Below are 13,632 nucleotides of genomic sequence, written 5' to 3' on the forward strand. Positions count from 1 at the left end.
CCGGGTTACGGCCACCACCCCCGGTGCGGGCGCGGCGGTGCCGGAAGGCACCGGTAGGAAGGTTTCCATTTGATTGGTCCAGACCCTTGACGCGACCATCGCCACTTAGTTCAATCACCCCTTGAACTAAGTGGTGATAAAAGAAGCCGCGCTTCTCCGACCTCTTGACGCGGCCTTCTCCCGCGCGGCCGCCGCCGACCCCCCACCAGCTCACCGGCGGCTCGTTCCACCACGCCGCACCACCGGTCAGGAATCCGCCACCCCCCGGGCGGCGGGCCCACCCCCCACGCGCTTTCGCGCACGTTCCGAAGGACAGCCATGCCCTGGTCACGCCTGAAGAAAAGTCTGGTCGCCGCGGCGATCCCGCTCACCTCGGCCGGTCTGCTGCTCGGCGGCAGCCCCGCCGCCAACGCCGCCGCCAACCCCGGACCCGGCTTCCCCGCGCACTACGCGGCCCCCTACGTCGAGACCTGGAACTCGCCCTCGGCGATGGCCAGTGCGCAGGCCGCCACCGGTCTGAAGTACTTCACGCTCGCCTTCGTCATCGCCGGCAACGGCTGCAACGCGACGTTCAACGGCAGCACCGACATCGCCGACGCCGGCTGGACCAACGCGATCAACAGCCTGCGCGCCTCCGGCGGCGACGTCATCGCCTCCTTCGGCGGCGCCTCCGGCACCGAACTCGGCCAGGCGTGTACGTCGGTCTCCACGCTCCAGGCGCAGTACAAGCGGGTCGTCGACACCCTCAACCTGACCCGCATCGACCTCGACATCGAGGGCGGCGCGCTGAACGACACCGCGGCCAACGACCGCCGCAACCAGGCGCTCGCCGGCCTGCAGCAGCAGTACGCGGCGGCCGGGCGCACGCTGGCCGTCGACTACACCCTCCCGGTCAACCCCACGGGCCTGGAGTCCAACTCGCTCAGCCTGCTGAACAACGCGAAGAGCCGCGGCCTCAACGTCAGCGTCGTCAACATCATGACGATGGACTACGGGCCCGCCATGGACATGGGCCAGGCCGCCATCAACGCCGCCACCGCCCTGCACGGACAGCTCGGCCAGATCTGGACGACCAAGACCTCCGAGCAACTGTGGGCCATGGAGGGCAACACGCCCATGATCGGGGTGAACGACACGACCAGCGAGGTCTTCACCACCGCCAACGCCACCGCGCTGGAGACGTTCGCCGCCTCCCACGGCATCCAGGAGCTGTCCTTCTGGGCCCTGGGCCGTGACAAGGCCTGCGCCAGCAACGGCACCCTGTCCGACACCTGCAGCGGCACCTCGCAGAGCCCGTACCAGTTCGCCCGCACCTTCAACGCGATCACCGGCAACAACGGCGGCGGCGGGACCGAGCCCGTCGGGCGCGTCACCGGGATCGGCGGCAAGTGCGTCGACGTGGCGGCGGCCAGTTCCGCCAACGGCACCGCCGTGCAGCTCTACGACTGCAACGGCACCAACGCCCAGAACTGGACCGTCGGCGCCGACGGCTCGCTGAAGGCCCTGGGCAAGTGCATGGACGCCACCGGCCAGGGCACCGCCAACGGCACGAAGATCCAGTTGTGGGACTGCTCCGGCGGCGGTGCCCAGAAGTGGACGCGCTCCGGCAACACGCTGGTGAACCCCGCCTCGGGCCGCTGCCTCGACGCCACCGGACAGAGCTCGGCCAACGGCACCCGCCTCCAGTTGTGGGACTGCGCGGGATCGGCCAACCAGCAGTGGACGCTTCCCAGCTGACGGCCGCCGCCCCCCACCACGACAGGAGGACCCCATGACCGCACGACACAGGAACCATCCGATATCCGCCGCGAAAGCGGGCCCGCTGGCGCTGGCGTTCGTCGTCGCCGCCCTGACCGGCTGGACGCTGCTGGCCCCCGCCGACCAGGCGTCGGCTGCGGCCCTGCCCACCGGGCCGGTCACCGTCACCAACAAGAACAGCGGCCTGTGCGCGGACGCCCGCGCCGCCTCGACGGCCAACGGCACCGCCGTGCAGCAGTACACCTGCAACGGCAGTGCCGCGCAGCAGTGGCAGTTCCAGGCCACCAGCGACGGCTACGTCCGGGTCAACAGCCAGGGCAACGCCGCCCAGGTGTGGGACGTCGCCGACGTCTCCACCGCCGACGGCGGCCTGGTCCACCTGTGGACCTACGGCGGCGGCAGCAACCAGCAGTGGCTGCCGGTCGAGGAGGCCGGCGGCACGTACCACTTCGTCAGCCGCAACAGCGGCAAGTGCCTGGACGTGCCGAGCGCCTCCACCGGCAACAGCGTCCAGCTGCAGCAGTGGGCGTGCAACGGCACCACGGCCCAGTCCTTCCAGGTGGCCCCGGTGAACGGGACCCCGCCCGACAACCCGCCCGGCACCCCCGACCTCGGCCCCAACGTCTCGGTCTTCGACCCGTCGATGTCCTCGTCGGCGATCCAGAGCCGGCTGAACACCGTCTTCGCCCAGCAGGAGAGCAACCAGTTCGGCGCCAACCGCTTCGCTCTGCTGTTCAAGCCGGGTACCTACAACGCCGACGTCAACGTGGGCTTCTACACCCAGGTGGCCGGCCTCGGCCTGTCGCCGGACTCGGTCACCATCAACGGCGGCGTGCACGCGGAAGCCGACTGGTTCCAGGGCAACGCCACCCAGAACTTCTGGCGCTCGGCCGAGAACCTCTCCGTCAACCCCAGCTCGGGCACCGACCGCTGGGCCGTCTCGCAGGCCGCGCCCTACCGGCGGATGCACGTGCGCGGCAACCTCGCGCTGGACGACGGCGGCTGGTCCAGCGGCGGCTTCATGGCCGACTCCAAGGTCGACGGCCAGGTGCGCTCCGGCTCGCAGCAGCAGTGGCTCTCCCGCAACAGCCAGTGGGGCAGCTGGACCGGATCGAACTGGAACATGGTCTTCGTCGGCGACACCAACGCGCCCGCGAACTCCTTCCCCAACCCGCCGTACACCACGGTCAACCAGACTCCCGTCGCCCGGGAGAAGCCCTTCCTCTCCATCGACGCGGCGGGCGCCTACCAGGTGTTCGTCCCCGCGCTGCGGTCGAACTCGCAGGGCACCACCTGGGCGGGCGGCTCGGCCGCCGGGTCCGCGCTGCCGATCAGCCAGTTCTACATCGTCAAGCAGGGCGCGACCGCGGGTGACATCAACACCGCCCTCGCACAGGGCAAGAACCTGCTGTTCACTCCGGGCGTCTACCACCTGAACGACACCATCAGGGTGACCCGCCCCGACACCGTCGTCCTCGGCCTGGGCCTCGCCACGCTGGTCCCGGACAACGGCGTGACCGCGATGTCGGTCGCGGACGTCGACGGAGTGAAGGTGGCCGGGCTGCTGATCGACGCCGGCACGGTCAACTCCGCGACCCTCATGCAGGTCGGCGCGGCCGGCTCCAGCCAGAGTCACGCGGCCAACCCGACCTCCCTGCACGACGTGTTCTTCCGCATCGGCGGCGCCGGCGTCGGCAAGGCCACCCAGAGCCTGGTGGTCAACAGCTCCAACGTCATCGGCGACCACATGTGGCTGTGGCGGGCCGACCACGGCAGCGGGGTGGGCTGGACGTCCAACACCGCCGCCACCGGCCTGGTCGTGAACGGCAACAACGTCACCATGTACGGGCTCTTCGTCGAGCACTACCAGCAGTACCAGACCATCTGGAACGGCAACGGCGGCCGCACGTACTTCTACCAGAACGAGCTGCCGTACGACCCGCCCAACCAGGCGGCCTGGATGAACGGCGGCACCAGGGGCTACGCGGCCTACAAGGTCGCGGACTCCGTCACCAGTCACGAGGCGTGGGGCTTCGGCAGCTACTGCTACTTCAGCAGCAACCCCGGTGTCGTGGAGGAGCACTCCTTCGAGGTCCCGAACACCCCGGGCGTGAAGTTCCACAACATGGTGACCGTCTCCCTGGGCGGCACCGGGACCATCAACCACGTCATCAACTCCACCGGCGGGCCGTCCAACTCGGGCAGCAACGTCGCCAACCTCGTCAGCTACCCGTAGCTCCGTAGCCCTGTCCTGGGCGAACACGACACCGCGCCCGGCCGCTGGACTCCCAGCGGCCGGGCGCGGTGGTGCCGGGTGCCGCTCCCTACCGGGCGGCGGGGACGGTGGCGGTGGCGGTGTTCCAGCCCGAGATCCGCACGCGGGGCGCGGATCCGTGCAGGTCGGCCGTGCGGTACGAGGCGGTGAGGGTGAGCGACTCGCCGGGCCACAGACTCACCTGGTTGTCGGACCAGGTCACCGGCAGCACCGGGGCGCCGGCGCCGTCCACCAGATGGGCGTCGGTCAGCAGCGCGGGCGTCCGGCCCGTGCCCGTGTTGCGCAGCACGACCGTGGTGGTGGACGTTCCGTCGCCGCCGGCCGTGGTCCGTGCCGTCGCCGAGACGGCGGCCGGAGCCAGCGAGCTGAGCCCCTTGAGGTCGGCGTAGGCGGTGGTGGGCGTGTAGTACCAGTCGGTGTTGTCCCAGTCCAGGACGTCCGGCCGGGTGGAGAGCCAGTACACGTTGCGGCTGACCTCGGCGCCTGCGGCGTCGGTGAGGACGAGCTTGGCCAGGTAGGTGGTGGACAGCCCGCCGACCGTGGACGGCACCGTGAGCGCGGTGGTCTTGCCGCCGTCGCCGCCGACCGTCAGCCCGGTACCGGCCTTGTCGTACTTCAGGGTCCCGTCGGTGTTGTACAGGCTCACCCGCGCGGTCAGCCCGGACACGGGAGCGTGCCGGTTGTTGACCACGACCACGGAGCGGGTGTCGTAGGAGTACTGCACGTGCAGCGGCTCGTTGGCCTTCTTGGCGCCGAAGTAGGCGCCGCCCTGGTCGAGGTAGCGGTCGACGAGCTGCCAGTGCAGGGAGGTCCAGCCGCTGTTGAACATCCAGTAGACGACGCCGGTGGCGGGCTGGGAGCTGTCGGAGGCGTTGCGGCCGTAGGACTCGAACTGGGCGCGTACGGCCTCGTACTGCGCCAGCTGGGCCTTGCGGACGTAGTCGTCCAGGCCGGTGGGCTTGCCGTACCGGCCGGCCAGGGCGTTGCCGTAGAGCTTGAGGTCGCTGAAGGTCTGCGAGGGCGAGCGGTGGTACTGCTTGGCGGTGGGGTCCTTCCATAGCGTCTCGAGTTCGGCGGGGGACAGCGTGCGGCGCAGGGTGTCCAGGGTGGGGATGTCGGGGCCCGCGCTGGTCTCCGAGTTGAAGCCGGTGGCGCCGCCCTCGCGCTTGGCGTACCAGTAGTTGGGCGGCACCCAGTCGTATGGCCCGCTCATCTTCATGCCGGACGGCCCGGACTGCGGCGAGGACTTGGCGGAGGCGGCCGCGACCACCGGGGTCGGCCAGTCGGCGGCCTTCAGGGCGTCGAGGTAGTTCTTCTCGATGGTGGCGTCGGGCGCGAAGTCGCTGCCGATGAGGAACGAGACGACACTGGGGTGGCCGCGCAGCCGGGCGGCCTCGCCGGCCATGGAGGCCTTGGCGACGGGGTAGTCGGCCGCGGTCCACTTGTCGCCGGGCTCGCCGCCGTTGACGTTGCCCTCCCACTTGTCGCAGCACTCCCAGCCGGGCATCGTCAGGATGCCGTACCGGTCGGCCAGGTCGAAGAACTCGTCCGGTTCGATGTGGCCCTCGAGGCGGATGGTGTTGAGGCCCAGGTCCAGGGCGTACCGCAGCCGGTCCTCGGTGTACGTCCGGTCCCAGCGCAGGAACACGTCGGGTGACCAGCCGCCGCCCTTGATGAGCAGCTTGCGGCCGTTGACGGAGTACTGGCGCGCCCCGTCTGCGTTCAGCGGCGCCTTCACGTCCCGGATCCCGAAGCGCTCGTGCGCGCCGTCCGAGGCGGTGCCCGCGACGGTGGCGGTCAGCCGCAGGTCGTACATCGCCTGGGCGCCCATGCCCGCGGGCCACCACACCGCGGGCCGGCTCAGGCGCAGTTGCGGGTAGCCGGACGGTGCGAAGACGACCGCCTTGGTCTGGTGCGCGGCCAGGGCGACGTCCTGGCCGAAGGCGAGGTCGCCGATCGTGCCGGAGACGGTCGTGGTGACCGGCGCGGCCGAGTCGTTGCGGACCTGCGCCTTGACGGTCAGGTCGGCGGAGTCCAGGGAGGGCAGCGCGAGGGCGGTGACCACGTGCGCGTCGCGCAGCGCCACCGGTCCGCCGCGGCGCACCAGGACGTCGCGGACCAGGCCCATGTTCTCGTCGGGCGGGGGCTGGAGCCAGTCGATCCACCCCATGGTGAGGTTCTTGCGCGGATCGTTGGGCTGCACGAGGAAGGCGACGGTGTTGGTGCCCGCCTTCACCTGGGCGGTGACGTCCAGTTCGTGCCGGGTGTAGGCGCCGGCCACCGCGTCCTTGGTGGCGACCCGGACGCCGTTGACGTACACGTCGGCGGCCGAGACGACACCGCTGAAGTCCAGGTAGGTGCGCGCGGACGGGTCGTCGACGGTGAAGTCGGAGCGGTACCACCACGGGACGTCGAAGTCCGCGGCCGGGATCTTCTTCAGGTTCTGCGAGTAGAAGGGGTCCGCGTAGCGGCCGGTGGCGAGCAGCGCCGCCAGCACGGTGGAGCGCGGCCCGGCCGGGTACCACCCGGCGGCCGGGTAGCCGGGGGTGGAGACCGCGGTGGGGGAGTCGGTGACCTTGGCGGAGGACTGGATGGCGTAGCCGGTGAGGGCGGTCGCCGTGCCCGGCTCGGAGGCCGTCGCGGTGACCGGCGCCGGGGAGCGGCCGGCGCCGGGGGTCGGGGGAGCGGCGTTGGCGGGGAGGATGAGGGCGAGGGCGAGGCCGAGGACGGCGAGGGCCGCCGCGGTGGCCTGCCGTCGTCGGTGGGGTGCCGGACGGAGTAGCACGCTGGGTCTCCCAGTGGCTCGTGGGGGTTCGCGCCTGGGTGCCGAGTCTTAAGTTAAGAAACTTTACTAACCCGGTGGCCCCGAACCTAGGGAGCCGGGCAGGACCTGTCAACGGTGCCTGGCGGACGTGCGCGTGCCGGCGCGGCCCGCGGGGCGGGCGGCGCCGGCACGGGGGTGCTGTCCGGGTGGTCGGTCGTCAGTCGGTGTCCGGCCCCTGCGCGCGCACCTGCTCGACGTGCTCCAGCGAGTCGCGCAGATCGCCGAGCCAGTCGTCGGTGTTGCGCTGCACCAGCCGGACGCACCAGGCCAGCGCGTCGCTGCGGCTGCGGGCCACGCCCGCGGCGATCAGGGTGTCGAGCACCTGCCGCTCCGGCTGGCGCAGCCGGGTCATGACGGGCGCGGCGACCGTGGTGTACCAGCCGCGGGTGTCCGCGCACTGCACGCCCCACGACACCTTGCGCCCGTACTTCTCCTCGGCCTCGCGGGCCACCTCCATGCGGGCGGCGCGGGTGCGCCCGCGGAACTCCGCGATGCGCCCCTCCCGGGCCGCGTCCCGCTCCGCCTGCGGGGCGTCCGCGGCCAGTTCGGGCTCGGGGATGCGGCCCACGACGGTGATCTCCTCCCGGTCGACGGTGACCTCCAGGAGCTCGGTGAACAGTCCTTCCGGCAGCCGCCCGGCGAACCAGCCGCGTACCGCCTCACGATCCTTCGATGTAATCATGTAATAGAAATTACTCCTCTCATCTAGAGAGGCAAGCGATATCTCCGGGTTACTTCCGTGGAAGGGATGGGGAGGCAGGGGCGGGACTGGCCGACGTGACGACAGGGAGAGCGGATGCGCGGCGGGGACGGGCTGGACCGGACGGGCACCCGGAGCGTGAAGTGGCTGAACGCCGGGGTCGAGCAGGACCCCGGGCGGATCCCGCTGGGTGTGGCCGACATGGACCTGCCGGGGTTCCCCGCGCTCTTCGCGGCGCTGCGGGAGCGGCTGGGACACCCCGCGCTGGGCTACAGCCGGGTCGATCCCGCCGCCCGCGAACGCGTCGCGCGCTGGTACGGCCGCCGCCACGGTGCCGCCGTCGATCCCGACTGGGTGGTGCTGCTGCCGTTCGGCCCCCGCACCGCGGTCCGCGTGGTGCTCGACGCGGCGGCGGCCGGCCCGGCGCCGCGCGGTCCGCTGCTGACGCCGACGCCCGAGTACGGCGGCTTCGCGGCCGTCGCCGGCGCCGCCGGCCGGACCGTCCGGGAGATCCCGCTCGACCGGACGGGCGGCACGTACCGGCTGCCCGTCGAGGAGTTCGCCGCCGCGTGCCGGCGGCAGCCGGGCGCCGTGGTGGCGCTCAGCAGCCCGCACAATCCCACCGGCCGGGTCTGGGAAGCCGACGAGCTGCACGCGCTCGCCGCGGCGGCCGCCGGCGGCGACGGCGTCCTGATCAGCGACGAGGTGCACTGCGAGATCGTGCATCCGGGGCACCGGCACGTCACCGCCGTGCGGGCCGCGGGGGAGTTCGCGGCGAGCACCGTCGTCGTCCACTCGGTGGGCAAGGCGTTCAACGTCAGCGGCCTGGCGGACGCGTTCCTCCTCGTCCCCGACCCGGACCTGCGGCGACGGGTCGTCGCCACCCTGGAGGGGTTCGGCTTCTTCGAGGGCGGGCGGCTGCTCGGCGCACTCGCCCAGGAGATCGCGCTGGAACACGGCGAGCCGTGGCTGCGTTCACTGACTGCCGGGCTGACGGACCGGCGGGACCTGATCGTCACCCGGTTGGCGGACGCGGTGCCCGGAGCGGTCGCGTGCGTGCCGGAGGCGTCGTTCCTGCTGTGGCTGGACGGGGCGGCCTTCGGCGGTGCCCGGCCCGAGGGGCTCGCGCCGGACGCCGGGATCCGTGAGGTGCTGCTGGCCGCGTGCGGGGTGGAGCTGACGGACGGCGCCGCGTTCGGGGCGGCCGGGCGGGGGTGGGCGCGGCTGAACTTCGCGCTGCCGGCGCCGGCGCTCGCCGAGGCGGCCGAACGGATCGCCCGTTTCGCCGAAAAGGCGCCGGGAAGGCGGTCCGCGGGCCGGTGATCCGGGCGGACCAGGAGGGCACCGGGCAACATCGGCCAAAAAGCTAACATATTCGAACAAAGCATATGAAATAGCGAGCGCAATCGGCCGTGGTGAGGCACATTGGTGAGCGGCCGCCACAGCGGCCCGATGGGAGACATCACCATGCGCCAAGACATGGCAGGCACCGCCAGGCGACCGGCCCGGCGGAGCCCCGGATCCGCGGGACCGGTCACCGAGGCCGAGGCCGAGCTGTTCATCCACGGCATCTGCTTCAAGACCGGACCACCGACCAGGATCGGCACCGAGCTCGAATGGTTCCTGTACGACGCGCACGACCCGGCCGTCCACCTCGACCCCGGCCGGCTGGCACAAGCCGTCAGCGGCCTGGAACAGCTCCCGCTGAACGCAGGGCTCACCCGTGAGCCGGGCGGGCAGATAGAACTCAGCTCCCGCCCCGCCGACTCCCTCGCGCAGTGCGTCGAGGAGACCTCGGCCGACCTGGCCGCCGTCCGCGGCCACCTCAAGGCGCAGGGCCTGGTCGCCGCCGGTCACGGCCACGACCCTTATCGAACACCCCGCCGCATCCTGGACCTCCCGCGCTATGTCGCGATGGAGGAGTACTTCGACCGTGCGGGCACCGCCGGCCGTTCCATGATGTGCGCCACCGCCTCCGTGCAGGTCTGCGTGGACGCGGGCACCGACACCCCCGGCCCGCACGGCATCCGCTCCCGCTGGCGGCTGGCCCACCTGCTGGGCCCGGTCCTGGTCGCCGCGTTCGCCAACTCGCCGCTGCGCCAGGGCGTCCCCAGCGGCTGGCGGTCCACCCGCCAGGCCGTGTGGTCGCTGATGGACACCGCCCGCACCCTCGCCCCGCCACTGGACCGCGAGCCACGAGCCGCCTGGGCCCGCTACGCCCTCGACGCGCCCGTGATGTGCATACGGCAGCAGGACGGCACGCCGTGGACCACCCCCGCCGAACTCACCTTCCGCGACTGGATCGCGACCGGCGGCCCGCACGGCTCCGCACCCACCCTCGACGATCTGCGCTACCACCTGACCACCCTGTTCCCGCCCGTCCGCCCGCAGGGCCACCTGGAACTGCGCATGATCGACGCGCAGTCCGGCGACGACGGCTGGATGGTGCCGCTCGCCGTGGTCACCGCCCTGTTCGACGACCCGGCCGCCCACCAGGCGGCGCTGCGGGCCCTGCTGCCGCTGGGCGCGGGCGGGCCGCCCGCCCCGCGCAACCCGCTGTGGGTCCGCGCGGCCCGCCGCGGCCTGACCGACCCCGCCCTGCGCCGGGCGGCCGACGCCTGCTTCCGGGCCGCCCTGGAGGCGCTGCCGAGGATCGGCGCGCCCCCGCACGTCCAGGAGACCGTCACCGAGTTCGCCGAACGGTATGTCGCACGCGGCCGATGTCCCGCCGACGACCTGATCGACCAGCACCGCTCCGCGACCGGCCGCCCGCCGGCCGACGGCGGCGCACCGACCGAGGAGGACCGCGCGTGAACGACAGCACCGCCCCCGGGCAGGCCCCCGGGCAGGACGAAGCCGCGCTGCGCGACCGCATCGCGGCGGTCCTGACGACCGCGCGCGACCGCACCCGGGTCCTGACCGAATGCGTCGACGACCCGGACCTCGCCGCCCAGCACTCGCCGTTGATGTCGCCCCTGGTCTGGGACCTCGCGCACATCGGCAACCAGGAGGAGCTGTGGCTGCTGCGCACCGTCGGCGGCCACGAGCCCATCTTCCCCAGTGAGATCAACTCCCTCTACGACGCCTTCGAGCACCCGCGCGCCGAGCGCCCCCGGCTGCCGCTGCTGCCGCCCGGTGAGGCCCGCGGCTACAACCACGAGGTCCGCGGCCGGGTCATGGACCTCATCGAGAAGACCCCGCTGCACGGCAGCGGCCTGCTCGACGCCGGCTTCGCCTTCGGCATGGTCGCCCAGCACGAGCAGCAGCACGACGAGACCATGCTCATCACCCACCAGCTGCGGACCGGGCCCGCCGTCCTCACCGCGCCGGCGCCCCCCGCGGCGCCCGCCGACGCCGCCACCCTGCCGCGCGAGGTCCTGGTGCCCGGCGGGCCGTTCACCATGGGCACCTCGACCGAGCCCTGGGCGCTGGACAACGAGCGTCCCGCCCACCGCGTCCACGTCGACGCGTTCCACATCGACACCACGCCCGTCACCAACGGCGCCTACCTGCGGTTCGTCGCCGACGGCGGCTACGACGACCCGCGCTGGTGGACCGGCCCCGGCTGGGAGCACCGGCAGCGGACCGGCCTGACCGCGCCGCTGTACTGGCGCCAGGAGGGCGGCCAGTGGCTGCGCCGGCACTTCGGCGTCACCGAACCGGTGCCCGCGGACGAGCCGGTCCTGCACGTGTCCTGGTACGAGGCCGATGCCTACGCCCGCTGGGCCGGCCGCCGGCTGCCCACCGAGGCCGAGTGGGAGAAGGCCGCCCGCCACGACCCGGCCACCGACCGCTCCCGCCGCTACCCGTGGGGGGACGCGGACCCGGGCCCCGAGCACGCCAACCTCGGCCAGCGCCACCTGCGGCCGGCCCCCGCCGGCAGCTACCCCGCCGGAGCGTCCCCGCTGGGCGTGCGCCAGCTGATCGGCGACGTCTGGGAGTGGACCGCGAGCGACTTCCTGGCCTACCCCGGCTTCACCGCCTACCCCTACCCGGAGTACAGCGAGGTCTTCTACGGCGGCGACTACAAGGTGCTGCGCGGCGGCGCCTTCGCCGTCGACCAGGTCGCCTGCCGCGGCACGTTCCGCAACTGGGACCACCCCGTGCGCCGGCAGATCTTCTCCGGCTTCCGCACCGCCCGCTCCCAGGACTGCCGCTGATGTGCCGGCACCTGGCCTACCTCGGGCCGCCCGTCGCGCTGCGCACCGTGCTCACCGCGCCGGAGCACAGCCTGTACCGGCAGTCCTGGGCACCGCGCGAGCAGCTGCACGGCACCGTCAACGCCGACGGGTTCGGCGTCGGCTGGTACGCGGACGGCGATCCGGTGCCCGCCCGCTACCGCCGCGCCGGCCCGATCTGGGCCGACGCGTCCCTCCCCGGCCTGGCCCGCGTCGTCACCACCGGCGCGCTGCTGGCCGCCGTCCGCTCGGCGACCGAGGGCGGGGAGGGGGGAGAGAGCGCCGCGGCGCCGTTCACCGCCGACCGCTGGCTCTTCAGCCACAACGGGGCGCTCACCGGGTGGCCCGCGAACCTGGAGGCCGCCGCCGCGCGGCTCTCCGCCGCGGAGCTGCTCTCCCTGGACGCGCGCTGCGACTCCGCCTTCGTCTGGGCCCTCGTGCTGCACCGGCTGCGGGCCGGCGAACCGCCGGGCGACGCCCTCGCCGGCGCCATCGCCGACCTGGTCCCGCCCGACCGGGGGCGGCTGAACCTGCTCCTCGCCGACGGGGCCGCCATCGCCGCCACCGCCTGGGGCGACACCCTCTACTACCGCCACGAGCCGGGCCGTTCGGTCCTCGTCGTCTCGGAGCCCCACGACGACGCGGACACCTGGGTCAGGGTCCCCGACCGGACCCTGCTCGTCGCCACCCGCGACGAGATCCAGCTCACCACGCTCAAGGAGCCGAACCGTTGAGTACCTTCACGCTCACCCGCCGCCTGCCCGCCGACGCCACCGCCGACGCCCTGCGCTCCGACGTACACGAAGGACTCACCGCGGATCCCAAGTGGCTGCCGCCCAAGTGGTTCTACGACGCCCGCGGCAGCGAGCTCTTCGAGGACATCACCCGCCTCCCCGAGTACTACCCCACCCGCGCGGAGCGGGAGATCCTCCAGACCAGGGCAGGTGAGATCGCCGCCGCCACGGGAGCGGCCACCCTGATCGAACTCGGCTCGGGGTCGTCCGACAAGACCCGGCTGCTGCTGGACGCACTGCTCGCCGCCGGGACGCTGAAGGCGTACACGCCGGTCGACGTCAGCGAGGCCGCCCTGCAGCAGGCCGGGGAGGCGCTGCTCGCCGAGTACCCCGGGCTGCGCGTCGACGCGCTCATCGGGGACTTCCAGGGCGACCTGCGCGTGCCCGGCCCCGAGGGGCCGCGGCTGGTGGCCTTCCTCGGCGGCACGCTCGGCAACCTGCTGCCCGCCGAACGCGCCGTGTTCCTGAGCGCGGTCCGCGCCGGCCTCGCCCCGGGCGACGCGCTGCTGATCGGCACGGACCTGGTCAAGGACGAGGGGACCCTCGTCGCGGCCTACGACGACGCGGCCGGGGTGACCGCGGAGTTCAACAAGAACGTGCTGCACGTCATCAACCGCGAACTCGGCGCCGACTTCGACCCGGCCGAGTTCGACCACCTCGCCCTGTGGGACCGGCAGAACGAGTGGATCGAGATGCGGCTGCGGGCCCGCTCCCACCAGACGGTGAAGATCCCGGAGCTGGACCTCGCGGTCACCTTCGAGCCGGGCGAGGAGATGCGCACCGAGATCTCGGCGAAGTTCCGCCGGGAGGGGCTGCGCGGTGAACTGGAGGCCGCCGGCCTCGACCTGCGCCACTGGTGGACGGACGCGGGCGGCCGGTTCGGGCTGTCGCTGTCCGTTCCCCGCTAGCGCGCGAGGCGCTCACCCGCGGCTCTTCCAGGGGTGTCGGTTCCGGCGGTCCCCGCCCATGAGACTCTGGGCACCGCTGAACTGATGTACGACACCGACAGGAGGGGTCGCGGGTGCCCGCGATACGCATGACCCGGACGCATCGGATCCTTGTCGGTGTGGTGGTCGCCGGTGCGGTGGTGATCGCCGCGATCG

The 13,632-nt window shown here is 72.6% G+C and carries 9 protein-coding genes; 7 read left to right on the plus strand and 2 right to left on the minus strand.

Annotated elements, in window-relative coordinates; translation table 11 throughout:
• Positions 1–318: 318 nt before the first annotated feature.
• Together ABZ721_RS35565 and ABZ721_RS35570 are read left to right on the plus strand one after the other, a co-directional pair.
• Positions 319–1,737, plus strand: a complete 1,419-nt coding sequence (locus ABZ721_RS35565; protein WP_358792920.1) for a ricin-type beta-trefoil lectin domain protein — start codon at positions 319–321, stop codon at positions 1,735–1,737.
• A 34-nt stretch (positions 1,738–1,771) separates the two neighbouring features.
• Complete coding sequence (locus ABZ721_RS35570) at positions 1,772–3,994, plus strand: RICIN domain-containing protein (protein WP_358792921.1); 2,223 nt, start codon at positions 1,772–1,774, stop codon at positions 3,992–3,994.
• Positions 3,995–4,082: 88 nt separating this feature from the next.
• On the opposite strand, the gene ABZ721_RS35575 is transcribed toward ABZ721_RS35570, so the two are convergent.
• Both ABZ721_RS35575 and ABZ721_RS35580 read right to left on the minus strand, forming a co-directional pair.
• Positions 4,083–6,818: a sugar-binding domain-containing protein gene (locus tag ABZ721_RS35575; RefSeq protein WP_358792922.1), complete on the minus strand. Its 2,736-nt coding sequence runs from the start codon at positions 6,816–6,818 to the stop codon at positions 4,083–4,085.
• 196 nt (positions 6,819–7,014) lie between these two features.
• A complete protein-coding gene (locus ABZ721_RS35580) occupies positions 7,015–7,539 on the minus strand; it encodes a hypothetical protein (RefSeq protein WP_358792923.1) in 525 nt (174 codons plus the stop codon).
• Between the two features lie 114 nt (positions 7,540–7,653).
• Here ABZ721_RS35580 and ABZ721_RS35585 point away from each other — a divergent pair, with 114 nt between their 5' ends.
• The 5 genes from ABZ721_RS35585 to egtD all read left to right on the plus strand — a co-directional run bounded on the left by ABZ721_RS35585 (position 7,654) and on the right by egtD (position 13,437).
• Positions 7,654–8,880 (plus strand): aminotransferase class I/II-fold pyridoxal phosphate-dependent enzyme, encoded by a 1,227-nt coding sequence (locus ABZ721_RS35585; protein ID WP_358792924.1) that lies wholly within the window; start codon positions 7,654–7,656, stop codon positions 8,878–8,880.
• Between the two features lie 156 nt (positions 8,881–9,036).
• Positions 9,037–10,371: an ergothioneine biosynthesis glutamate--cysteine ligase EgtA gene (gene egtA, locus ABZ721_RS35590; protein ID WP_358792932.1), complete on the plus strand. Its 1,335-nt coding sequence runs from the start codon at positions 9,037–9,039 to the stop codon at positions 10,369–10,371.
• Positions 10,368–11,717: an ergothioneine biosynthesis protein EgtB gene (egtB, locus tag ABZ721_RS35595; protein WP_358792925.1), complete on the plus strand. Its 1,350-nt coding sequence runs from the start codon at positions 10,368–10,370 to the stop codon at positions 11,715–11,717. Before egtA ends, egtB begins: the two co-directional genes overlap by 4 nt.
• A complete protein-coding gene (gene egtC, locus ABZ721_RS35600) occupies positions 11,717–12,469 on the plus strand; it encodes an ergothioneine biosynthesis protein EgtC (protein ID WP_358792926.1) in 753 nt (250 codons plus the stop codon). Before egtB ends, egtC begins: the two co-directional genes overlap by 1 nt.
• Positions 12,466–13,437, plus strand: a complete 972-nt coding sequence (gene egtD, locus ABZ721_RS35605) for an L-histidine N(alpha)-methyltransferase (RefSeq protein WP_358792927.1) — start codon at positions 12,466–12,468, stop codon at positions 13,435–13,437. The genes egtC and egtD overlap by 4 nt, the downstream gene beginning before the upstream one ends.
• Positions 13,438–13,632: the final 195 nt, after the last annotated feature.

Source organism: Streptomyces sp. NPDC006733 (assembly GCF_040636125.1).
Lineage (GTDB): Bacteria > Actinomycetota > Actinomycetes > Streptomycetales > Streptomycetaceae > Actinacidiphila.